A 21384-nucleotide genomic window follows, 5' to 3' on the forward strand; every position below is an offset into this window, starting at 1 on the left:
GATCTTGCCGTAGAACGTTCTACACATTCTCCCCCTCATGAACAGGAGCACGAGCGTGAGAGCACCAACTCGTCCGCTCGGCGCGGCGATAGGCGCCGTCCTCGCCCTGTCCCTCTCCGGCTGCGGATCCTCCGCCCCCGAGGGGACCGGTCAGGTGAAGCTGACCCTCTGGCACAACAGCGCGGACCCGGCGCCGCTGCTGGAGATGTACAAGAAGTTCGAGAAGCAGTCCGGCCACAAGATCGAGCTCGTGTCCATCCCGTCCGACGGGTTCGAGGACACCACCCAGACCAAGTGGGCCACCGGCGAGCGCCCGGACGTCCTGGAGTACCACGCGACGGTGAGCGGCCTGCTCGCCCTCAACCCGGCCGAGAACCTGCGCGACCTGACCGGCGAGGCGTACATCGCCCGGTCCGGCGACCTCTACCAGGCCGCCGGGGCCGTGGGCGGCAAGGTCTACGCCGCCATCACCGGCTTCCCCCAGGTCTTCGGCCTCTACTACAACAAGAAGATCTTCACCAAGGCCGGGCTGACCCCGCCGGCGAACTTCACCGAGCTGGCCGCCGCCTGCCCCAAGCTCAAGGCCGCCGGCGTCACGCCGGTCTTCGAGTCGGGCGGCTCGATCTGGCCCGTGCAGATCCTGCCCATCCTCTACCTGGCCGGCGCCAACCAGGCCAACGCCTACGGCAAGGCCATCGCCGGCCACAGCAGCACGCTGGCCGACCCCGGCTCGCCCTTCGTCGCCGGGCTGACCGCCTACGCCAAGCTGAAGGCCGACGGCTGTTTCAACAAGGACATCGTCACGGCCAAGTTCGAGGACTCGATGAAGGCCCTGGTGACCGGCGAGGCCGCCATGGTCGCCCAGCACTCCGACATGCTCCCGGCCCTGCTCGCGGCCGCCGGCGGCGACCAGAAGACCGTGGACGAGTCCGTCGGCTTCGTCGGCCTGTCCAGCGACAAGCCGCTGGTGACCTACGCGCCCGGCCCGATCGGCACGTTCTACCTGCCCAAGACCGGTGACCCGGCGCGCGAGAAGGCCGCGCTCGACTTCGTGCGCTTCATGACCGGCCCGGCCTACGCCGAGTACGTCGCCGCGGCCAAGACCTTCCCGGTGCTCAAGGGCGTGCCCGATCCGCAGGGCGTCTCCTCCGTGTTGCAGGACGTCAAGAAGGCGTACGACACCGGCGCCGTCATCGCCTTCAACTCCGACATCCCCGGCATGGGCGGGCTGGCCCAGCTCATGTCCGAGCTGATCGCCGGCCAGAAGGACCCGCAGAAGGCGGCGACCCAGCTCCAGGGCCAGGTCGAGCAGGCGGCCAAGGCGGCAGGACTGCCCGGATGGTGATGCGGAACAGGGCGGCCTGGCTGCCGTGGGCGCTGCCCGCGATCGTGCTGGTCACGGTCTTCTTCGTCGCCCCGTTCCTGCTCAACGTGCGGTTCGCGTTCTCCTCCTGGACGAGCTTCCGGGCCGAGATCACCTGGAACGGGCTGGAGAACGTCCGCACGCTGATCGACCAGGACCTGCTGGCCAACGCGGTCACCGTGACCGTGCTGTACGCGATCCTGTGCATGGCGATCCAGAACACCGTCAGCCTCTCGCTGGCCCTGGCCCTCCAGCGGACCAGCGGCATCAACACCGTCTTCCGCTCGGCGTTCTTCCTGCCGACGCTCATCTCGCCGCTGGCCGCCGGGTACATCTGGCGCGGGCTGCTGGCCCCCGACGGGGCGATCAACTCCTTCCTCGGCATCGAGTGGGCGTGGCTGGGCGAACCGTCCACCGCGCTGGTGGTGGTCGCGTTCATCGACGCGTGGAAGTGGAGCGGGCTGATCACCCTGGTCTACATCGCGGGCCTCAACTCCATCCCGAAGTCGCTGCTGGAGTCGGCGACCGTGGACGGCGCCGGCCCGTGGACCCGGCTGCGGCGGGTGGTGTTCCCGATGCTCGCCCCCGCGCTGACCTTCAACGTGGCCGTCACGCTGGTGGGCGCGCTCAGCGCGTACGACGTGATCGCCGCCACCACCGGCGGCGGCCCCGGCGACCACACGCGGGCCCTGAACGTGGTGATGCGCCAGCAATGGGGCCAGGGCTTCTTCGGCTCGGCCAGCGCGCTGGGCTTCACCGTGACGCTGCTGGTGATCGCGACGGCCGTGCCCCTGGTGTGGTGGCTGCGGCGCAGGGAGGTGACGGGATGAGAGCGGCGCTCAAGTACGCGGCGCTGACGATCTTCGCGGTCCCGTGGGTGCTCGTGCCCGTCTGGCTGGTGGTCGTCAACTCCTTCAAGCCCGCGGGCGAGGCCGCCGAGCTGGGCCTCGGCCTGCCCAGGACGTGGGCGATCGCCGAGAACTACGGCATCGTGCTCGACCGGGGCGGCTACCTGACCGGGCTGCTCAACAGCCTCAAGGTGACCGTGCCGATCGTGATCGCGGTGGTGCTGCTCGGCGCGGCGGCGGCGTGGGCGTTCGGGCGCAGCCGGTCGCGGTGGCTGCAGGCGGCCTACTTCGTGATGGGGTTGTCGATCCTGCTGCCGCCGTCCATCATCCCGACCGTCTACCTGCTGCGCGCCCTGTCGCTGGACGGCGGCTCGCTCGGCTACGTGCTGACGATGACCGGCTGCCGCCTGGGCGTCGTGATCTTCCTGGCCACCGGGTTCGTCCGGGCGTTCCCGCCGGACCTGGAGCAGGCCGCGGCCATCGACGGCGCCTCGCGTCCGCAGGTGTTCGTGCGCATCCTGCTGCCCCTGCTGCGGCCGGTGCTGTTCGTCGGCGGCGTGATCCTGATCATCAACGTCTGGAACGACTTCTTCTTCGCCCTCTTCCTGCTCCAGGGCAGCGCGAACGCCACGCTGCCGCTGAGCCTGTTCCAGTTCGCCTCCGGCACCCTGCAGAGCCTGAACTGGAACCTCGTCTTCGCCCACGTCCTGCTCACCACGCTGCCCCTGGTGGCGGTGTACGCCGTCGCGCAGAAGCGCGTCCTGGCCGGCCTCACGGAAGGTGCACTGAAGGGATGACCACGCACGACATCGCGCTCGACTGGGTCAGGCGCGAGATCAAGGAGGGACGGCTGCCGTGCGCGGTGTTCGGCGCGGCGACCTCCGACGGGATCCAGGTGCTGGAGGCGTTCGGCACCCACGACGGCCGCGGGACCAGGACCGACGACCACTTCGCGCTGTTCTCGGTGACCAAGCCGCTGATGGGCCTGCTGGCCCTGCGCCAGGTCGAGCGCGGGCTGTTGTCGCTGCGCCGCCCGCTGCGGGACGTGCTGCCGAACTTCGCCCGGCCCGACGTGACGCTCTGGCATCTGCTGACCCACACCAGCGGCATCGCCGAGCAGACGCTGACGCCCGACGACCTGGTGGAGCACCTCCTCACCGCGCCGTCGCTGTTCGAGGCGGGCACCCTCAGCCACTACTCCAACCTGGCCTTCGCCGGGATCGCGGAGATGGTCCGCGACGTCACCGGCCGCGACGTGGCCGAGCTGGTCGACTCCGACCTGAACGCGCTGGTGCCGGGCGGCGGGCGGATCACCTTCGACCCGGCGTGCGAGGCGGCCGAGGTGCACGGCCTCGAACTGCTCGGGCCCGGCTTCGACTTCGACGCGTTCGTCCGGCTCCGCCATCCGGCGGGCGCGCTGTTCTCCCGCGCCGAGGACCTGCTGGCGCTGGGCGGCGCGCTGCTGCGCGGCGACCGCGCGCTGATCCATCCGACCACCCTGGCCGCCATGACGACCCCGCAGACGACCGGCCTGGTCAAGCTGCAGCCCGACCCGGTCAACGCCGGACAGGACTGGGGGCTCACCTGGAACCTGCGCCACTCGGCCCCCGGGCTGCTGGAACGGCGGCTGTACGGGCACGGCGGCGCCTCGGGCTGCCAGTGGTGGATGTACCCGGAGCAGGACGCGTGCTTCGTGCTGCTGATCAACGTGATGGCGCCGAGCCTGTCCGGCGTCGACGTCGACGGCCTGCACAACGCCTTCACCACCGGGCTCGATGCGTGAACCGGGACTCGGGGGTGCTCGACGTGCAGGTCTCGGGCGCGCAGACGCCCTACATCCGGCCGGCTCCGCCCGGCGCGCGGGCGGGCCTGACGTGCGGTCTGGCGGATCCGGTGGGCGTGGACGAGCCGTCGCCCCGCCTGTCGTGGGACGCCCGGACGACCGCGGCGGCCACCGTGGTGCTGTCCGCGGACGGGCGCGAGGTGTGGCGGTCCTGCGTGCCCGCCGGATCGCACGGCGTGGACGTGCCGGACGAGCTGCTGACGCCGCTGACGCCGTACGCGTGGGAGGTGGAGGGGCTGGCGGCGGGCGCGTTCACCACGGGCCTGCGGGCGCGCGGCGCATGGGACGCCCCCTGGCTGCCGGGCGACCCCGAGGCCGGGGTGAGCCTGCGCGGGACGTTCACCTGGCGTCCCGCCCCGGGACGCGCCTGGCTGGCCGCCACCGCGCTCGGCGTCTACCGGGCGCTGCTCAACGGCGCGCGGCTGGGCGAGGAGGAGCTGGCCCCCGGCTGGACCGACTACGGCCACCGGACGCGCTACCGGCTGCTGGAGCTCACGGACCTGCTGGTGCCCGGCCAGAACGAGCTGGAGCTGTGGCTGGCTCCCGGCTGGTACGCCGGTCACGTCGCCGGCGGCGGCCCGCGCCGCTACGGTGACCGGCCCGCCGTCAGCGCCCAGGTGCTCGTGCGGGACGACGACGGCCCGCGCCGCGTGTTCGCCACGGACGCCGCCTGGACCCGGCGGGACCTCGGCCGCCCGCGCGCCGACCTGGTGATGGGCGAGACCGTCCAGGCGCCCGCCGAGGGGACCGCACCGGCCGGGACGACGTCCGCGCCGGAGATCCTGGTGGAGGCCGACCCCGCTCCCCCGGTCCGGGTGATCGGCACGATGCCCGCCGTGTCGGTGACCGAGCCCGCGCCGGGCGTGCAGGTGGCCGACTTCGGGCGGAACGTCGTCGGGCGCGTCCGGCTGCGCGTGGACGCGCCGGGGCCCGTGCGGATCGTCGTCCGGCACGGGGAGGAGCTGACCGCGACCGGGCGGCTCTACACCGACAACCTGCGCACCGCGGACCAGCGTGACGAGTTCGTCCTCGACGCCGGGTCACACGTCGTGGAGCCCGCCTTCACCCTGCACGGGTTCCGCTACGCGGAGGTCACCGGCTGGCCGGGCGCGCTGAGGCCGGACGACCTGGAGGCGGTGCTGCTGTCGTCCGCGCTCGCCGTCACCGGCTCGCTGACCGTGAGCGATCCCGCCGTGCGGCAGCTCGTCGCCAACATCGGCGCGTCGGCGGACGGCAACCTGGTCAGCGTGCCGACCGACTGCCCCCAGCGCGACGAGCGGACCGGCTGGACGGCCGACATCTCGGTGTTCGGCTCGACGCTCAGCTTCCTGCGGCACACGCAGGCGTTCCTGTCCGGCTGGGTGACGACGCTGATCGACGGGCAGCGGGCCGACGGCGCCGTCCCGCACGTCGCGCCGGTGCTGCCCGAGTACGGCTACGACTCCCCCGTCTGGTCCGACGCGCTGGTCGAGGTGCCGTGGCTGCTGTGGCGGCGCTACGGCGACGACCGCACGTTGCGCCGCGCGTACGACCCGATGCGGCGGTGGGCCGCCTACTGCCTGGCGCAGTCCGACGACGGCCTCAGACCGGGCCGGGCGCTGGGCGACTGGCTGGCCCCCGGCACGGTGGAGACGCCCAGGAGCCTCATCGCCACCGCCGCGCTGGCCCGCAGCCTCCGCCTGATCGCGCACGCGGCCGCCGTGCTCGGCGAGCCGCACGCCCCCGAGTACGACGAGGCCGCCGCCCGCGTGTCGGACGCCTTCCGCCGGGCCTTCCTCGACGGCCCGAGGCTGCGCACGCAGACGCAGACCGGTTACGCCGTCGCCCTGGCCTGGGATCTCGTCCGGCCGGAGGACCGCGCCGCGGCGGCGCGGGCGCTGGCCGACCTGGTCCGCGCCGACGGGCACCGGCTCATGACGGGCTTCGTCGGCACCCCCCTGCTGCTGCCCGTGTTGTCGGAGACCGGCCACCACGACCTGGCGTGCCGGATCTTCAACCAGGAGGGTTACCCGTCGTGGCGCTACCAGCTCCGCGCCGGGGCGACGACCATGTGGGAACGCTGGGACGCCTGGCACCACCGGTACGGCCTGCAGACGCCGTCCATGAACTCCTTCAACCACTACGCCTACGGCTGCGTGGGCGACTGGCTGTTCCGGCACGTCGCCGGCCTGGGCGACGACCCGCGCGGGACGGGCGGCGGGTTCGGCGAGCTGCTGCTGCGTCCGGGGCCCGTCCCGCTGCTGCGGCAGGCGCACGCCCGCTACGCGAGCGCGTCGGGGGCCGTCGAGTCGGGCTGGCGGGCCGGGCCCGACGGGGTGCAGTTCACCTTCGCCGTGCCAGAGGGCGTGACCGCCCGCGCGGTGCTGCCCGTACGCGGCGCCTGGGACGGGATGACCGTCAACGGCACCTTCCTCATGGGCCTGAACGAGCAGCTGCCGACCACCAGGCTGGCCGACGGCGGCTGCGCCCTCGACCTGCCGCCGGGCCGCTGGTCGTTCACGGCCCCCGCCGCCGCCACGTCCCACCTGCTCCAGGAGTGGGACGACCTGGGCCGGTGAACGTCAGCCGGCCAGGTCGCCGAGCCAGCGCAGGGCGGCCAGGCTCGGCATGAAGCCGTACTCGCCGCCGCGCGTGACGACGAACCGGGGCAGGGACTCCAGGCGCCGCCGTACGGGACGCCGGGGGACGGTGAAGTCGCCGGAGCCGTCGGCGGAGCCGGTCAGGGGATCCCTGGCCGGACCCCCGCCGAAGAAGACGCCGTCGTTCAGCCATTCGGTCTGGACGAACTCGAACTGCCGCCCGAGATGGGCGCCGACGAAGGCGAACATCAGCCCCCGGTCGGCGCCGTCGTCGTCCAGGACGCCGTCAGGCAGCGGCGGCCCGTAGACCGTGCCGCGCCTGATCATGCGGTGCAGCCTCGGGACGCCGGCCACCGCCGCGTCCCGGGGGTTGGCCCGGCGGATGTGGCAGCCGCCGGGAGTGGTGAAGCCGGCGGGGTCGTCCTGCCGGTACAGGAAGGCGTTGCGGCGGGCGGCGTCGGCGCCGAGGGCCGGGTCGTCGTGCGACGGGCTGAGCGCCAGCGGCGCGCCGCTGCGCCAGCGACCCATGATCTTCGCGGCCAGCAGCTCCTCGTCCTGCGGATCGGCGGCGTTGTCCCTGAGGTAGCGCCGGAACAGCGCGACCCGCTGGTGCGGCTTGCGGATGGCCACGTAGGTGCCGTTGCGCCCCAGCTCGTCGGGCTGGGGGGCCTGGACGCCGCCCAGCTCGTCGGGATGGCCGAGCACGAACTCGCCCGCCTTGAGCGGCGTCTCCAGGGGGTTGGACCCGGCGATGCCGCTGCCCTCGACGGCGGGATGGCTGACGCCGTCGCGGTAGCCGAAGGGCTCGGTCTCGGTGGGCAGGGCGTGGCAGTTCTGCCGCCAGACGGCCGTCACGCCCGGAAGTGCGTCGTAGGCGGGGCGGGCGCGTTCGATCGCGGCCTGCAGGCGCGCGTTGTCGGGCGCGAGCGCCGCCAGCACCACGTGCACGTCCGGGGTGCCGAGCGGACGCTCCCAGCGGTCGGGTCCGCTGTCCCCGGTGTCCCCCAGGGCAGTGGCGCGGGCGGCCATGCCCTGCCGGAACTCCCACGCGAAGGTGTCCAGCGATGCCTGCGGCACGCCGAGGGCCTTCAGCCCCTGGTAGGTGAGCGCGACGCTGACCCACGTCTCCCCCAGCGGGCTCACCGGGTCGGCCGCGGAGGTCACCACGGCGCTCACTCGCCGCATCAGCTCCCGGCCCTGGGCGCGGTCGTCGATGCGGAACAGCAGGTACGTCGCCGCGTACGGGGTGGGCCGCGCGCTGAGCACCCCGCGTTGGATGTCGTCCAGGTCGAGCGTGGCCGGAGTGTGTTCGTTCACCGGAGGTCGCTCACGTGGCTCTGACGAGGTTGTTCCAGAAGGCGCGCAGGCTCTCGTCCACGCCGAACAGCGAGCTGAAGATCGTGGAGTCGGCGAGGATCACGTCCCCGGCCCGGTCGCCGCGCGGAGGCAGCCACAGGAACATGTTGAACTCGGTGTTCCCGGCCTCGACGAACGGGTGCGTCGGCCGGGTCAGGTCGATCGGCTGCCGGCCCAGCACCCGGACGGCGTCCGGGTCGTCGGTGGTCACGGCGTAGTGGGGCAGGTGCATGTGGAAGTTGAAGTGGGACACCCCGTCGAGCCACCCCTTGGCGTCCAGGTCCCTGGCGATGGACAGCGGGGCGTTCTGCCCGGTGCCCATCACGGCGGGACGCAGCCCGTACCGGTTCTCCACCGGCACTCCCAGGCCCGCCATCAGCGACCGGGTGTACCCGCCGAACCGCTGCTGGCGGGGCACGAGCGCGTCGCCGTGGTGGTGGTACTCGACGTCGCGGACGGCCAGGTCGCCGGTCGCGCCGACGTCATGGTGCGGCCCGAGGGCCAGGCAGGTCCCTTCGCGGGTGAGGAAGTCGCGCACCGCCTCGATCTCGGCGGCCGTGGCCTCCTGTGCCGTGATCATGTGGTCCAGCCCCCACACGAACAGGGTGTCGGTGTCGGCCAGCACCCGCTCGTCCAGCGGGGTGTGGAACCCGGCCTGGTCGACGCGCTGGTACACCGGCACCGGGTACCCGGTGACCTCGTGGACGAACCGCTGGAAGGGCAGCCAGCCCCAGAAGAACAGTTCCAGCCCGCCCGCGATGCCCTGCTGGAAGCGCATGGGGTCGGACCACTGCGGGTCCTCGTAGGCCGGCCACTGCACGCGGCGCACCTCGGTCATCGTGGAGAACCGGTTGTCCAGCCCGGTGACGTCCCGGCCCGCCTCGGCCGGATAGCTCCACGCGACGTAGATGCTCACCCGCCGCCGGCCGGGGGCGTACGGGCGCGGCACGTGGTCCTGGTTGTAGGTGCGCGCCGTCTTCGGCTCACTCATCTGATCTCCCGCGTCGTCCTGGGCCGTCACTGCAACTGGTCGAGCATGTCCGACAGAGCGCTCTTGATCCGCAGCGCCTTCTTGATCTCGTCGGCGGTGACGTACGGGTACTCGCCGTACTCGATGAAGCTGGGGCAGTGATGCTCGCGGACGAACCGGACGAACGCCTCGGGGTTGGTCTTCCAGTCCTCGGGGAAACCTTCGAGGTTCTCGAAGACCGTGTTCACCCCCGCCCTGGTGAACAGCGCGATGGCGTCTTCGGTGTACTTGTCGAAGTCGGTGTCGAAGATCCCCTGGTACATGAAGCGGGTGTCGTCGTCGAACAGCACCCAGCGCAGGTAGTGCAGTTTCAGGGGGGCCAGCAGGCCGGGGTCGTCCCGCAGCGCCTGGGCGAGCGTGTCGCCGTAGCCCCGGATGGTGTCGGCCCGGCCGGGCTTGACCCGGGCGATGACGGTGAATCCGTAACAGGCGGGGCCGCGCGGGAAGACGGGGCCGTACTTGCCCTGCTCCAAGTGGCCGGTCTCCTTCGGGATGACGACCGCCTGCGGCGTGATCTCCATGACCGTCCTCTCCGACGTGGTGCTCGTGGGAGGAAGGCTGAAGCGACCTGACTGGCTCCATCGTCCCATACGGAGGTGGCGCGTCGCGGTATCCCGGCCGCCCGTGTCAGCGCGAGGAGCCGGGGACGCGCTCGGCGCGGCGGGAGGTCAGGCGGTCGGGGGCCGGCCAGCGCACGGCGTGGGCCCAGCCCGCCCGCTCGAACCAGCGGATCAGCCGCGCGCTCGGGTCGAGCTGGCCCTTGAGCACGCCGTGCCGGGCGCAGGTGGGGTCGACGTGGTGCCAGTTGTGCCAGCCCTCGCCGAGCGTCAGCATCGCCACCCACCACACGTTGGACGACCGGTCCCTGGTGCGGAACGGGCGGTCGCCGAAGGTGTGGGCGATCGAGTTCACCGACCAGGTGACGTGGTGCACGACGGCGTAGCGGACCAGGCCGCCCCACAGGAGCCCGCTCCACGCGCCCGCCCACGACATCGACCAGAGCCCGCCGGCCGCGGCCGGAAGCGCGAACGACAGCAGCACGACCGCCGGGTAGGCGGCGTCGAAACGGCGCACGTCCGCATCGGCCAGCAGGTCGGGCACCCAGTGGCGGCGGCTGGAGCGCCGGCGGGCCGTGTAGAACCAGCCGACGTGGGCGTGCAGCATGCCGCGCAGCAGGGCCGGGCCGCTGTCGCCGTAGCGCCACGGCGAGTGCGGGTCGCCCTCGCGGTCGGCGTACTTGTGGTGGCGGCGGTGCTCGGCGGCCCACAGGGTGAGGGGGCCCTCGACGGCCATGCCGCCGGCCAGCATGAGCGCGATCCGCAGCGCCCGGTTGGCCCTGAAGGCGCGGTGGGTGAACAGGCGGTGGTAGCCGATGGCGATGCCGAAGATGCTCACCAGGTACATCACGACCGCGATGACCAGGTCGCGCGGGCCGATGCCCCAGCCCCAGGCCGCCGGCACCGCGAGGGCCAGCAGCAGCACGGGCAGGACGACCAGGACGACCAGATAGGCGGTGCGGCGGCCGGTGGTGACCGTCACCGTCTCCGCCGTGCCCGGCTGCGGCAGGGGTGACGTCACGTTTCCTCCCATGGGCGGTACGGGTCGATCAGGCTCCTTATTCAATGACCAGGCCCATGGACTGCGGCAATGTCCTGACAGTGACGGAATAATTACCGTGAGGCACCAAAACAATGCACTCGATTGTCATGAAGAAAGGGTGTGACGCCTCCCTAGATTGTGATTGCGCAAAGTGATCATCCCTGTGCGCTCCGATATCAGGCGGAAGGTCCACGGAATGGGTGCTGTCGATCAGGCGACCACTGGCGGCTATCTGGAGAGGTACGACCAGGCGCTGGCTGAAGACCCGATATCGGCGTTCGGCCTGGTCCGGGAGTGGATGCGGACCGACTGGCGGAGCCTGTTCGCCGAGCTGCGCGAGCGGCGTCCGGTCTTCGTCACGCCCGCCTTCACGGTCGTCACCCGCTTCGCCGACGTGACCGAGGTGCTCGCCCACGAGCAGGTCTTCTCCGTACGCGCCTTCGGTCCCCGCCTCGACGCCGCGCTGGGCGCGCCGTTCATGCTGGGCCGGGACGCCACGCCGATGAACTGGCGGGAGAAGGGCCTGATGCAGCTCATGCTCGCCCCGGAGGACGCGGCCGGCGTGCGCGAGCTGACCGGCCGCCTGGCCGACGAGCTGCTCGACGCCGCCGGGCCGGGCGGGCGTCTGGAAGCGGTCGAAGGGCTGTTCCGCCCGGTCGCCCTCGGCGTGTGCGCGCGGTATTTCGGCGTTCCCGGCCCCGGCCCGCGCACCCTGGGCCGCTGGACGCGGGCCATCGTCGCCGACGGCTTCGCCAACTTCCTCGGCGACCCCGAGCTCCAGGCGGCGTCCGTCAAGGCGGGCGCCGAGCTGGTCGGGTACCTGCGTGACCTGCTCGCCGAGCACCGGGCCACGCTGCGCGCCGGCCGGGACCTGCCCGACGACGTCTTCGCCCGCCTGGTCCGGGCGTCCCTGCCCGCCGTCCCCGACGACCGCATCGTGATCAACATGGCCGGGCTGCCGCTGGGCTTCGTGGAGAGCGCGCCGGGGGCCATGGCCGAGGCGGTCGAGCAGCTCCTGCTGCGCCCGCGGGTGCTGGCCGAGGCCGCGGCCGTCGCGGGCGATCCCGAGAGGTTCGACCCGTACGTCTGGGAGGCGCTGCGGTTCAGCCCGTTCTTCAAACTGCTTCCCCGGCTGTGCGAGCGCGACCACGTGCTGGCCGCCGGCACGCCGCGCAGCACGGTGATCCCGGCGGGCACGTTCGTGCTCGCGGCGCCGGCCTCCGCCATGTTCGACGCGGCCGTGGTGCCGGATCCCGGCGAGTTCCGCCTCGACCGTCCCCGTCACCATCAGCTGTTCTTCGGCTCGGGTCATCACGCCTGCCTCGGCGTGCACGTGGCCGAAGTGGTGATCGCCGAGACTGTGCGCCGGCTGCTGCTGCGTCCGGGCGTGCGGCTGCTGCCGCCGCCGGAGGGCCGGGTGGAGCGCTCACTCGGCATCTTCCCCGACGCCTTCGCGCTCGGGCTCGGCGCCGGCGTGCGGGAAGGCTGACGATGGCGAGCCGAGCACGCAGCATCGCCACGGACGGCCTGTCCAACCGGCTCAGGTTCCTGGCCCTGACCCACGGCCGGCCCCTCTGGGACCTGCTGCAGAGCAGCCGCCCGGTGCGGCGCCGGATCAACGCCTCGCTGATCGACCACGCGATCCGCGAGATGCCGCCGCGCCCCGAGCCGCTGAGCACCATGGCCGACTACACCTCGTGGGCCTCCCTGACCGACCGCACCTACAGCGGCAGGCACCTGCCTCCGGTCGCCGTCGACGGAGATCGGCTGCCCACGCCGGAGCGAGCCGCCGACCTGTTCGCCCGCGGCGAGTCCATGATCCCGTGCCCGCGTTCCACGGTGCTCTTCGCCTACTTCGCCCAGTGGTTCACCGACGGCTTCCTGCGCGGCGACGTCAACGTCCCGCGCGACCCGCGCAAGAACAGCTCCAACCACCACATCGACCTCAACCAGGTGTACGGCCTCGACGAGGCGGCGACGGCCGCGCTGCGCGCCTTCGACGGCGGGCTGCTCAAGAGCCAGTCGCTCGGCGGCGGCGAGTTCCCGCCCTACCTGTGCGCGAACGGCAAGATCAAGCCGGAGTTCGCCCCGCTGCGCGTCATCCGCTTCGACCAGCTCTCCGACGCCCGGCGCGACACGCTGTTCGCCACCGGCAGCGACCGGGGCAACGGCCAGATCGGCTTCACCATGCTCACGGTGCTGTTCCTGCGCGAGCACAACAGGGTGGCGCGGCTGCTGGCCCGGGAGAATCCGCGCTGGGACGACGAACGGCTGTTCCAGACCGCCCGCAACGTCCTCATCGTGCTGCTGATCAAACTGGTCGTCGAGGAGTACATCAACCACATCACCCCCTACCACTTCCGGTTCGCCCTCGACCCGTGGCTGTCCACGCGACTCGACCGCGCGGCCTGGCACCGGCAGAACTGGGCCTCCGTGGAGTTCAACCTCGTCTACCGCTGGCACAGCCTGGTCCCGTCCCGCCTGTCGGTGGCCGGGCGGGAGCTGCCGATGGCCGAGACCTTCTTCGCCGGCTCGCTGCTCCCAGCACCCGGGCTCGGGCGGCTGTTCGAGGACGCCTCCCGCCAGCGCGCCGGGCGTATCGGCCTGTTCAACACCGACCCGGTGCTGCGCGAGATCGACGTGACCAGCGTCGCCGACTCCCGGGTGCTCGGCCTGGCACCGTACAACGGCTACCGCGAGCACTGCCGCTTCCCCCGGGTGCGCGCCTTCGAGCAGATCACCGGCGACCGGCGGGTCAGCGGCGCGCTGCGCGACCTCTACCGCGACGTCGACGACGTCGACCTGTACGTCGGGCTGTTCGCCGAGGAGCCCGGCTCCCCCGACGCGATCCTGCCGCCACTGCTGACCAAGATCATCGCCATCGACGCCTTCTCCCAGGCGCTCACCAACCCGCTGCTGGCGCCGCGGATCTTCAACGCCGCCACGTTCTCCCCCCAGGGCCTGCGGGTCATCGCGGCCACGCGCACGCTCTCGGACGTGCTACGCCGCAACACGCCCGAGGACCCGGCCCCCCGCTTCGTCAGCATGTCCCGGCGGGGCCGGTCGTGACCGGCGACGACGATCCGGCCGCCGGGCCCCTGCGCGCCCTGGCCCGGGAGCTGGTGGACGTCGCGGTCACCATCCACGGCGCGGCGTCGCACGCCACGGCCGCGCTGACCGACGACGCGCTGCTGCGCGCCGTGCCGCGCGCCCCGTCGGCGGCCCGGCCCGCCTATCGGGCGCTGCTGCGGGCCACGACGAACGGCCGCGGCCTCGGTTACTCGTTCGCCGGCGGCCGGCTGGCGACCGCGGCCGCCAAGGCCGGCGCCATGCTGGGGGCCGAGAGCCTGGCCGTACGGGTGCTGGCCACGTCGTTGCGGTTGCGCGTGGCGGCGGTGGCGGTCACCCATCCCGAGCTGACCGAGGACCCCATGCTCGCCCGGCTCATCGAGGCGGCCGCCGCCGACCGCGACGTGGAGGCCGTCCGGGCCCTGCGCGCCCTGTTCAAGGACCGTGGCGCGGTGCGCGCGCTGAGCCAGCTCGCGCCGGTCTTCGGCGAGGTCCTGGCGCTGCGCGCGCTGCTGGACGAGAACCCGCTCAACGACGCCGCCGCCTGGCTCATCGCGACGGGACGCGGCTTCGCCACCGCCGATCCGCTCCTCGGGCTGAGCAACAGGGCGATCGCCGTCCTCGACGTCGGGGAGGGCGCCGCGCGCCGGGTCGAGCTGAGCGCGGCCGAGTCCGCCCGGCTGTGCGCGCGCGGGTCGCTGCTCGGCTTCCTGTCCAACATCAGCACGATCGGCACCACCGGGCGGGCCCTCCTCCAGAGCGTCGAGGGGCCGGACGGCGTGATCCGGCACGTCCTGCACGCGCCGGGCATGCGCCTCGGGCGTCCCGACGGCGAGTCGCCCCAGGACCTGCTCGGCGCGTTCAGCAGCGCCGTGCTGGCGGCCAGCCCCTACAGCCGCGCCCTGGCACAGGCCGTCGCCGACTACGGGCCGCCGCCGGGCGCCGAACTGGCGCTCGTCGGGCACAGCGCGGGCGGGGCGGCAATCATGAACCTGACCCAGGACCCCGCCTTCTGCGCCCGGCACACGGTCACGCACGCCGTCGCCGTCGGCTCGCCCGTCGACTTCAAACGCCCCGCCGACCCGCGCACCTGGGTGGCCAGCGTCACCAACCAGCACGACATCATCCCCACCCTCGACGGGCAGGGCGCCGGCACCTGCTTCGACCTGCACCCCGACTGGTACGTGGTGGACTACAGCGATTCCACCCACATGTTCCCGCAGTGCCACAGCATCGAGCGCTACCTCGCCAACCTCACCGACGACCTGCCCGAGGCCCGCGACGTCATCGAGCAGCGGCTCGCCCCGTACCGGGGGCGGGTCGTGCGCTCCCAGGCGTACCTGCTGTTCGACCGTCCGCCCGCGCCGGAGCGGTCGCCCTTCCGGACCGTGCCGGTGGACGGGCCCGAGGGGGTCGTCGAGCTGCCGATCATTTGCCGCGACGGCGAGGCGCTCACGGCCTGCTTCGCCGTCAGCCCGGCGGCGGTGGCGGGGCTGCTGGAGGGCACGGAGCTCGGTCCCGTCGTACGGGTGGCGGGGCGGGCGCTGGTCGTCGTGCACGCCGCCCGCAACCGGCGCACCGGCGTGGGCGACTACGCGGAGCTGCAGGTCGGCGTCGTCGTGCCGGGGCCGTTCCGGTCGCCGGAGCCCGGCCCGCCGTGGCGGGGCCTCGGTCCTCCCGACCTGCTGCGGGCCGCGGACGTGCGCCGCTCCGGCGCCTTCCTCGTCGGCTCCGCGGTCGACAGCGCGGTCGTCCAGGCCCTGGGCGCGCGGCTGTGGGGCGGCGAGACGTACCTGACGGCTCTGGAGCTGCGGCTCGGCGCGCGGTCCGCGCACCTCGCCGCCGACCGGATCCTCACCCTGCGCGGGCGGCTCGGCCCCGGCCTGCCGCTGCACGATCCCGGCCTGGTCGGCTACGCCCGGGAGGCCGGCGCGGTGCTGCGGTCCCACGTACGCGCCCGCGGGCGGGCCCGGCTGCACGCGGCGCCGTCGCTGCGGCTGGCCGTCGAGCCGCGCTCGGCCCACCCGCTGGCCGGACGGCTGCGCGAGCTGGGCCTCGACGGCGCCCGCCCGCTGCTGTGCCTGTCGGCCACCACCCGCCGGACGCTCCGGGACGCCGCCGTCCCGGTGCCGACGGGCTGACGGAGGAGCCATGCCCGCCCGGATCGCCGCGATCGTCGCGCACGCCGAAGTCCTGCGCGCGGACGCCCGCGCCCTCGCCGCCTGCGCCGAGCGGCTGCGCGCCGTCGAGGCGGGGCTGAAGGCGGGCGACGGGACGCCTGCCTGGTTGCGCTCGGCGGTGACCGCCCATCTGGCGGCGTGCGTGACCGCCGCCGCCGATCTGGAGGCGTCCGCCCGCCACCTGCTCCGCTACGCGGCCGAGGCGGGCGGCGGGCACACCGGGCACGTGCGGCCCGGCGGCGACGAGCCCGGCCGGTAGCGGCGCGGGGTCAGCCGTCGGCCCGCGGCTCCGGCTGCTGTCCGGGGTCGGGCGTGGCCGCCGCCCGCTCGCGCGCGGCCCGGGCTTCGGCGGCCTTGGCCCGCCCTTCGGCGCGCACCAGGTGGACGACGCCGACGATGAAGGCTCCGCCGACCACGACGGGAGGCGCGAGAGCGGCCACGATCTCGTACACAGGGACACCTCTTTCCGGGCGGCCTGCCCAGGATACGCAGAACGTCTGGACCTGGCCGTCGAACTCGGCGGCGAAGGCGGCCTGGTCCGGCCCGGCAGGGGGCGCACCAGGACGACCGCGGCCGCGATCAGGATCAGGGCCGCTAGAGGGCGAAGCAGACCAGCGGCGCGATCAGCACCGCCAGGGGCCCGCTCAGCTGCAGGACGGCCGCCGAGTAGGCCGCCGCCGACACCCAGCGGGGCCGGCCGCGCCCGTCGAGCAGGCGCTCCAGCCGTTCCATCACACCGGCGTCGGCCAGGGCGAACGTGGCCGCCCCCGGCGAAGCGCCACCGGCCGCCATGCGTACCAGGGCCCGCGCCAGAGGCAGCTCTCCGTGCACGCGGCGGGCGTGGTCGTCGGCGATCATCTCCAGCAGCACGGCCACCGCCTCGCGGGCCGTGCGCGCGGCGGGCAGCCACGAGAACGCGTGCGACAACGCCACGAACGGCAGCAGGGCCAGGTGGTGACGGCCGCGCGCGTGCGCCCGCTCGTGCTCCAGGACGGCCCGCAGCTCGGCCGGCGCCAGCGCGTCGAGGGTGCCCTGGCTCAGCACGATGCGCCGGCGTCTGCCCGGCACGCAGTAGGCCACCTGCCCGGCCATCGGCAGCACGTAGGCGTCGTAGGCCGGATGGTGGTCGGCCACCACGTCGACCAGCAGGCGCTGCCGCCGCCGCTCGCGAAGGGTCTTGGCCGTGGCCCGCGCCGTGTGCCCGGCCAGCCAGCTCAGCAGGCCCGCCGACCAGGCCAGGGCCAGCAGGTGCAGCGGGCCGAGGCCGTCCAGCCCGTGGCCGCTGACGATCTGCCGCAGCAGCGTGTGCATGCCGTGCGGGAACACCGCCGCCAGTGGCGCGACCGCGGCCACCAGCCCGAGGCCGACCGCGCCCAGGCCCGCGCCGAGCCCGATGGCCTGCCAGAGCGCCAGCGCCGCCCGCGGGCAACGATATGACCAGCCCGCTCCGGCCAGCGCGCGGGCGACGCGGCCGCCCAGCGTCACCGGCAGCAGCGCCACCCCGGCGGCGACGAACCAGGCGATCACCGCGCCGGTCCGTCCTGCTCCTCCAGCGCCTCGCGCAGCGCCGCGGCCACCTCGGGCGTCACCGTGCCGACGAACCGCTGCACGGCCGCCACCACGTCGCCGGCCTCCGCCAGCGCCGCGCGCATGGCTTCGGCGACGAAGGCGTCCTTGCCCGCGGTGGCCTTGTAGAGGTGGGCCCGGCCGACGCGCTCGCGGGCGACCATGCCCTTGTTCGCCAGGCGCATCAGCACGGTCAGCACCGTCGTGACGGCGGGCTGGGAGGGCAGGCCGGCCGCGAGGTCGTGGGCGAACATGCCCTGAGGATGCCGCCACAGGGCTTCCATGATCGACCGTTCGAGATTGCCGAGTTGCATCCGCGCCTCCTGCCGGGTTCTACCCGAGGTAGAAGGCTACCGCCCGGACGTGCTCAGGAGTCCGTGCGGGCGAGCTCGGCGGGATGCGGGGCCGCCGATGAGTTTCGCGTCCGCGGCGGGTCTGTCCCTGTGCATCGCAGGCCGCGACCGAACAGTGAGGGACCATGAGCGCGAACGCACTACCGCCCGTCGTCGACGCCGAGACCTGGCGGCTCCGCCTCGACGAGCTGCGGGCCAGGGAGAAGGCCGCCACCCGTGAGCTCGACGCCATCGCCGCCCAGCGCCGTCGCCTGCCGATGGTGCGCATGCCCGACTACGTCCTGGAGGGCGAGGACGGGCCGGTCCGGCTGGCGGACGTCTTCGACGGCAGGCGGCAGCTGATCGTCTACAACCACATGTGGTTCCCCGGCAAGGAGTGGCAGTGCCCGGGATGCACGGGGTTCACCGCGCAGTTCACCCGCCTGGAGTTCCTGGACGACTACGACGCCCGGTTCGTCGTCGTCACCCAGGGCCCGATCGAGGAGGCACTGGCCTACCGGCGGCGGGTCGGCAACCGGATGACCTGGTACTCGACGGCCGGCAGCCCGTTCGGGGCCGACGTCGGCGCGCCGCCCGGCGCGGGCTTCGCCGTGAACGTGTTCCTGCGCGACGGCGACGCGGTGTACCGCACCTGGCACACCGACGGCCGGGGCACCGAGCAGCTCACGCACACCTTCGCGCTGATCGACCTGCTGCCGTACGGGCGGCAGGAGGAGTGGCAGGACTCCCCCGACGGCTGGCCGCGCTCACCGGCCTACAGCCGCTGGCCCTCCTCTCAGGACATCGCCCGCCGCTACGGGCCGGACGATCAGGTTTAGCGATCTTCCGTCATGTCAGGGGGAATGACATGACGGACGACTTACAGCCCATGCCCGATGACTGGACGAGAGCACTGGCCGTCGTGGCCCACCCCGACGACATGGAGTTCGGCAGCGCCGGCGCCGTGGCCGCCTGGACCGGGGCCGGCAAGCAGGTCGGCTACCTCCTGCTCACCCGCGGCGAGGCGGGCATCGACTCGATGCCCCCGGACCAGGCGCGCAAGGTGCGGGAGGAGGAGCAGCGGGCGAGCGCCGCCATCGTCGGCGTCTCGTCGGTCGAGTTCCTCGACCATCCCGACGGCGGGATCGAGCACTCCCCCCGGCTCCGGCACGATCTGGTGGCGGCGCTGCGCCGGCACCGGCCCGAGCTGGTGATCACCTTCAACCACCACGACTTCACCTTCACCGGGAAGTGGAACAGCCCCGACCACCGCGTCACCGGCCGGGCCGTGCTGGACGCGGTCCTCGACGCGGGCAACCGCTGGATCCTGCCCGACGCGGGGGCCGAGCCGTGGGGCGGCGTCAAGTACGTGGCGATCGCCGGTTCCGTGCGGCCGACGCACGCGGTGGACGTGACCGGGCACCTGGACGCGGCGCTGGCCTCGGTCGAGGCGCACGCGGCGTACCTGTCGGCGCTGGGGGTGCCGCCGGGCGGGGCCCGGGTGCCGCTGGAGGGGTTCGTGAACGCCGCGGGTCAGCGGTTCGGCGGCCGGCCGGCGGTGCCGTTCGAGCTGATCTCCTGCTGAACGCCGCCCGGCCCGGCCCGCCGCGCGCGGACCGGGCCGGGGGCGGCTCGCCGGCCGTCAGCCGACCTCGCCGGCCGTCGGTTGACCTCGCCGGCCGTCAGTTGACCTCGTCGACGTACTCGGCCAGGCGTTCCTCGTCCACGACCAGGTACGGGTCCGAGGTGGGCAGGACCAGGCCGGCGTCCTTGAATCGTTTGAGGAAGAATCCGACGCGCGACCGGGTGGTGCCGACCATGCCGGAGAGTTCTTCCTGGGTGATGCGTTCCTCGATGGCCCGCACATTCGGGGCACGGCGCTTACCGATCTTTCTGGATAAGCGCAGCAGAACGGAGGCCAGGCGCTGCTCGCTGTCCATCGTGACCATTGTCGCGATCACTTCCTGCTGTTCCCGCAGGCGTAGCGCGAGATAGTCGATGAATCCGTCCATGAGTTCGTTCTCGGCCATGGCGGCGCGGAATCGGGCGGCCGGAATGCGGCGCACCCAGGTGGTCCGCATGGCGGTGGCCGTCTCGCTGCGTTCGGCCCCGAGCAGGGAGGACTCACCGAAGATGTCGCCGGCGGTGAAGATCGAGAGCAGGCATTCCTTGCCGCAGCGCGCGTACATCTGGGTCTTGACCTGACCGCTCTCGATCACGTAGATGTTGCTGTCGCGCTGGCCGCAGTTGTAGATGTTGGTGCGTCTCGGCACCCGGATCGAGCAGGCGCCCGACGTTTCCCGCGAGATGAAGGAGCGGAGCCCGGCTCTCAGTTGCGCAGCGTCCGATGACTTCATTTACCCCGCCCCTCGGAATTCATTTCATGTCGTCGTTGCCCCTACCCATCAATCGACTGATTAACAAGGCGCCCCATAATTCTCTGATATGTCCGGAGAATTACCTGGAAGCGGATTTCGGCTGTTATCGGACGGCCGCGGAGTCAATAAAGTCCCGGGCCATATCCATCAACTCCGGGTCACCTTTGAACAGCGATATGTGGTCGCCGTGCGCCCGCAGATGCAGGACGGCGTCCGGCAGCGCCGCCGCCACCGCCTTCGAGCCCGCCGGGTGGGCGGTCTCGTCGTCGTGACTGGAGACCACCAGGACGGGCCGGTCGATCCCGGCCAGCCAGGGGCTCACGTCCGTCGTCATGATCTCGCCGTTCAGGCGGCAGTAGCGGTGCAGCAGCTCGGGCGTCGCGTACGGGTAGACCACCAGGTGCGCCAGGTCGGGCGGCACCGAGGAGAGCATCGTCTGGCAGAGCACGGGATGGATGGCGGCGGCCCGGTCGGGGCCGGCCGCGGCCATCTCCATGAGCCCCACCAGGTTCTGCTGGTGGTGGGTCCGGTCGGCGCCCTTCACGGCGGCGAAGTCGCCGTGCCACAGGCTGAGCGAACCGACGCGGCCGGGATCGAGGTGCGCGGCGGCCAGGCCGATGACGGCCCCGCCGCACAGGCACATCAGGTGCGCCCGCCGGACGCCGAAATGGTCCATGACCGCGAAGAGGTCACCGGCCTGCGCCGGCACCCCCGCGTCCGGCTCCGCCGAGGGGTCCGGCCCGAACAACGCGCGGGTCTCCCAGGTGAGGACGTGATGGGTGCGGGACAGGAACCGCATCCACTGCTCGCACAGGCGGGCCGGCATGCCGCAGGCGGCCACGATCACGACGGCCGGGGCCTGCGGGTCGCCGGCCGCGTAGGCGGGCAGCGGCGGGCCCCCGTCCGCCGGCACGACCTCCTCGCGCGTGCACAGCCCCTCGAAGCCGTCCCGGGCCGCGCCGTCCACGACCTCGTCGACGGCGGCCGGCGGCAGGTCCTCGCCCATGCCGTCATGGAGCGCGAGATGGTCGCTGACCAGGCGTTCGAAGGTGTCGAGCGAGTCGTGGTCGGCCAGGGCGAACTCCGGTGCGACCAGCCGTCGGGTCACACGGCCCAGGAGGGAGGCGAGGCCGGGCGGGCCGGCCAGGCGCACCGGATGCCGCAGGACGTCCACCAGCGGCCGCGCGTCCTGCACGGCCCGGGTCAGACGTCTCAGTTCGGCGGCCACGAGAAGATCACCG

The 21384-nt window shown here is 72.9% G+C and carries 20 protein-coding genes; 11 read left to right on the plus strand and 9 right to left on the minus strand.

Annotation, left to right across the window (positions count from 1 at the left end; all coding sequences use genetic code 11):
* Window positions 1-55: 55 nt before the first annotated feature.
* Genes ACIBK9_RS50555 through ACIBK9_RS50575 form a run of 5 tightly spaced genes read left to right on the plus strand, consistent with a single transcriptional unit; the run spans window position 56 to window position 6612 of the window.
* A complete protein-coding gene (locus ACIBK9_RS50555; RefSeq protein WP_397166495.1) occupies window positions 56-1345 on the plus strand; it encodes an ABC transporter substrate-binding protein in 1290 nt (429 codons plus the stop codon).
* Entirely contained in the window at window positions 1339-2193 is an 855-nt protein-coding gene (locus tag ACIBK9_RS50560) for a carbohydrate ABC transporter permease (protein WP_397166497.1), read from the plus strand. Before ACIBK9_RS50555 ends, ACIBK9_RS50560 begins: the two co-directional genes overlap by 7 nt.
* The gene (locus ACIBK9_RS50565; protein WP_352365036.1) at window positions 2190-3008 is read left to right on the plus strand and encodes a carbohydrate ABC transporter permease; all 819 of its coding nucleotides are present in this window, start codon (window positions 2190-2192) and stop codon (window positions 3006-3008) included. Before ACIBK9_RS50560 ends, ACIBK9_RS50565 begins: the two co-directional genes overlap by 4 nt.
* Window positions 3005-3994, plus strand: a complete 990-nt coding sequence (locus ACIBK9_RS50570) for a serine hydrolase domain-containing protein (RefSeq protein WP_397166498.1) — start codon at window positions 3005-3007, stop codon at window positions 3992-3994. Before ACIBK9_RS50565 ends, ACIBK9_RS50570 begins: the two co-directional genes overlap by 4 nt.
* A complete protein-coding gene (locus ACIBK9_RS50575) occupies window positions 3991-6612 on the plus strand; it encodes a family 78 glycoside hydrolase catalytic domain (RefSeq protein WP_397166499.1) in 2622 nt (873 codons plus the stop codon). Before ACIBK9_RS50570 ends, ACIBK9_RS50575 begins: the two co-directional genes overlap by 4 nt.
* Before the next feature lie 3 nt (window positions 6613-6615).
* On the opposite strand, the gene ACIBK9_RS50580 is transcribed toward ACIBK9_RS50575, so the two are convergent.
* The 4 genes from ACIBK9_RS50580 to ACIBK9_RS50595 all read right to left on the minus strand — a co-directional run bounded on the left by ACIBK9_RS50580 (window position 6616) and on the right by ACIBK9_RS50595 (window position 10597).
* Window positions 6616-7950 carry a Dyp-type peroxidase gene (locus tag ACIBK9_RS50580; RefSeq protein WP_397166501.1) on the minus strand — a complete coding sequence of 445 codons (1335 nt, stop codon included), beginning with the start codon at window positions 7948-7950 and terminating at the stop codon, window positions 6616-6618.
* A 10-nt stretch (window positions 7951-7960) separates the two neighbouring features.
* Complete coding sequence (locus ACIBK9_RS50585) at window positions 7961-8980, minus strand: hypothetical protein (protein WP_397166502.1); 1020 nt, start codon at window positions 8978-8980, stop codon at window positions 7961-7963.
* A 26-nt stretch (window positions 8981-9006) separates the two neighbouring features.
* Complete coding sequence (locus ACIBK9_RS50590; RefSeq protein ID WP_397166504.1) at window positions 9007-9540, minus strand: hypothetical protein; 534 nt, start codon at window positions 9538-9540, stop codon at window positions 9007-9009.
* A gap of 106 nt (window positions 9541-9646) precedes the next feature.
* Window positions 9647-10597, minus strand: coding sequence for an acyl-CoA desaturase (locus tag ACIBK9_RS50595; RefSeq protein ID WP_397166506.1), 951 nt, complete (start codon window positions 10595-10597; stop codon window positions 9647-9649).
* 217 nt (window positions 10598-10814) lie between these two features.
* Between ACIBK9_RS50595 and ACIBK9_RS50600 the strand changes: the two genes are divergently transcribed.
* From ACIBK9_RS50600 to ACIBK9_RS50615, 4 genes are read left to right on the plus strand one after another with little or no spacing between them, the layout of a single operon-like run.
* Entirely contained in the window at window positions 10815-12107 is a 1293-nt protein-coding gene (locus tag ACIBK9_RS50600) for a cytochrome P450 (RefSeq protein WP_397166508.1), read from the plus strand.
* Window positions 12108-12109: 2 nt separating this feature from the next.
* Window positions 12110-13687 carry a peroxidase family protein gene (locus tag ACIBK9_RS50605; RefSeq protein ID WP_397166510.1) on the plus strand — a complete coding sequence of 526 codons (1578 nt, stop codon included), beginning with the start codon at window positions 12110-12112 and terminating at the stop codon, window positions 13685-13687.
* A complete protein-coding gene (locus ACIBK9_RS50610; RefSeq protein ID WP_397166512.1) occupies window positions 13684-15828 on the plus strand; it encodes a hypothetical protein in 2145 nt (714 codons plus the stop codon). The genes ACIBK9_RS50605 and ACIBK9_RS50610 overlap by 4 nt, the downstream gene beginning before the upstream one ends.
* A 10-nt stretch (window positions 15829-15838) precedes the next feature.
* The gene (locus tag ACIBK9_RS50615) at window positions 15839-16126 is read left to right on the plus strand and encodes a hypothetical protein (RefSeq protein WP_397166513.1); all 288 of its coding nucleotides are present in this window, start codon (window positions 15839-15841) and stop codon (window positions 16124-16126) included.
* A gap of 10 nt (window positions 16127-16136) precedes the next feature.
* Here the strand turns inward: ACIBK9_RS50615 and ACIBK9_RS50620 are convergent, their stop codons facing one another.
* The 3 genes from ACIBK9_RS50620 to ACIBK9_RS50630 all read right to left on the minus strand — a co-directional run bounded on the left by ACIBK9_RS50620 (window position 16137) and on the right by ACIBK9_RS50630 (window position 17747).
* Window positions 16137-16319, minus strand: coding sequence for a hypothetical protein (locus tag ACIBK9_RS50620; RefSeq protein ID WP_387665508.1), 183 nt, complete (start codon window positions 16317-16319; stop codon window positions 16137-16139).
* A 142-nt stretch (window positions 16320-16461) separates the two neighbouring features.
* A complete protein-coding gene (locus tag ACIBK9_RS50625; protein ID WP_397166515.1) occupies window positions 16462-17394 on the minus strand; it encodes a M56 family metallopeptidase in 933 nt (310 codons plus the stop codon).
* Window positions 17391-17747, minus strand: a complete 357-nt coding sequence (locus ACIBK9_RS50630; protein WP_357994884.1) for a BlaI/MecI/CopY family transcriptional regulator — start codon at window positions 17745-17747, stop codon at window positions 17391-17393. Before ACIBK9_RS50630 ends, ACIBK9_RS50625 begins: the two co-directional genes overlap by 4 nt.
* A gap of 164 nt (window positions 17748-17911) precedes the next feature.
* On the opposite strand from ACIBK9_RS50630, the gene ACIBK9_RS50635 reads away from it, so the two are divergent.
* Complete coding sequence (locus tag ACIBK9_RS50635) at window positions 17912-18604, plus strand: DUF899 domain-containing protein (RefSeq protein WP_397166517.1); 693 nt, start codon at window positions 17912-17914, stop codon at window positions 18602-18604.
* Between the two features lie 29 nt (window positions 18605-18633).
* A complete protein-coding gene (locus ACIBK9_RS50640) occupies window positions 18634-19350 on the plus strand; it encodes a PIG-L deacetylase family protein (RefSeq protein WP_352365061.1) in 717 nt (238 codons plus the stop codon).
* A gap of 97 nt (window positions 19351-19447) precedes the next feature.
* Here the strand turns inward: ACIBK9_RS50640 and ACIBK9_RS50645 are convergent, their stop codons facing one another.
* The gene (locus tag ACIBK9_RS50645; RefSeq protein WP_397166519.1) at window positions 19448-20122 is read right to left on the minus strand and encodes a Crp/Fnr family transcriptional regulator; all 675 of its coding nucleotides are present in this window, start codon (window positions 20120-20122) and stop codon (window positions 19448-19450) included.
* 124 nt (window positions 20123-20246) lie between these two features.
* Window positions 20247-21371, minus strand: a complete 1125-nt coding sequence (locus tag ACIBK9_RS50650) for an alpha/beta fold hydrolase (protein ID WP_397166521.1) — start codon at window positions 21369-21371, stop codon at window positions 20247-20249.
* Window positions 21372-21384: the final 13 nt, after the last annotated feature.

The sequence above is a fragment of the Nonomuraea sp. NPDC050227 genome (genome assembly GCF_044459705.1).
Classification (GTDB): Bacteria; Actinomycetota; Actinomycetes; order Streptosporangiales; family Streptosporangiaceae; genus Nonomuraea.

What these genes read in the sequence shown, in the direction of transcription:
- ACIBK9_RS50560 (WP_397166497.1), top strand. Translation starts at nt 1,339, where the DNA reads ATGGTGATGCGGAACAGGGCGGCCTGGCTGCCGTGGGCGCTGCCCGCG.
- ACIBK9_RS50565 (WP_352365036.1), top strand. Translation starts at nt 2,190, where the DNA reads ATGAGAGCGGCGCTCAAGTACGCGGCGCTGACGATCTTCGCGGTCCCG.
- ACIBK9_RS50570 (WP_397166498.1), top strand. Translation starts at nt 3,005, where the DNA reads ATGACCACGCACGACATCGCGCTCGACTGGGTCAGGCGCGAGATCAAG.
- ACIBK9_RS50585 (WP_397166502.1), bottom strand. Translation starts at nt 8,980, where the DNA reads ATGAGTGAGCCGAAGACGGCGCGCACCTACAACCAGGACCACGTGCCG.
- ACIBK9_RS50590 (WP_397166504.1), bottom strand. Translation starts at nt 9,540, where the DNA reads ATGGAGATCACGCCGCAGGCGGTCGTCATCCCGAAGGAGACCGGCCAC.
- ACIBK9_RS50600 (WP_397166508.1), top strand. Translation starts at nt 10,815, where the DNA reads ATGGGTGCTGTCGATCAGGCGACCACTGGCGGCTATCTGGAGAGGTAC.
- ACIBK9_RS50605 (WP_397166510.1), top strand. Translation starts at nt 12,110, where the DNA reads ATGGCGAGCCGAGCACGCAGCATCGCCACGGACGGCCTGTCCAACCGG.
- ACIBK9_RS50615 (WP_397166513.1), top strand. Translation starts at nt 15,839, where the DNA reads ATGCCCGCCCGGATCGCCGCGATCGTCGCGCACGCCGAAGTCCTGCGC.
- ACIBK9_RS50630 (WP_357994884.1), bottom strand. Translation starts at nt 17,747, where the DNA reads ATGCAACTCGGCAATCTCGAACGGTCGATCATGGAAGCCCTGTGGCGG.
- ACIBK9_RS50635 (WP_397166517.1), top strand. Translation starts at nt 17,912, where the DNA reads ATGAGCGCGAACGCACTACCGCCCGTCGTCGACGCCGAGACCTGGCGG.
- ACIBK9_RS50640 (WP_352365061.1), top strand. Translation starts at nt 18,634, where the DNA reads ATGACGGACGACTTACAGCCCATGCCCGATGACTGGACGAGAGCACTG.
- ACIBK9_RS50645 (WP_397166519.1), bottom strand. Translation starts at nt 20,122, where the DNA reads ATGAAGTCATCGGACGCTGCGCAACTGAGAGCCGGGCTCCGCTCCTTC.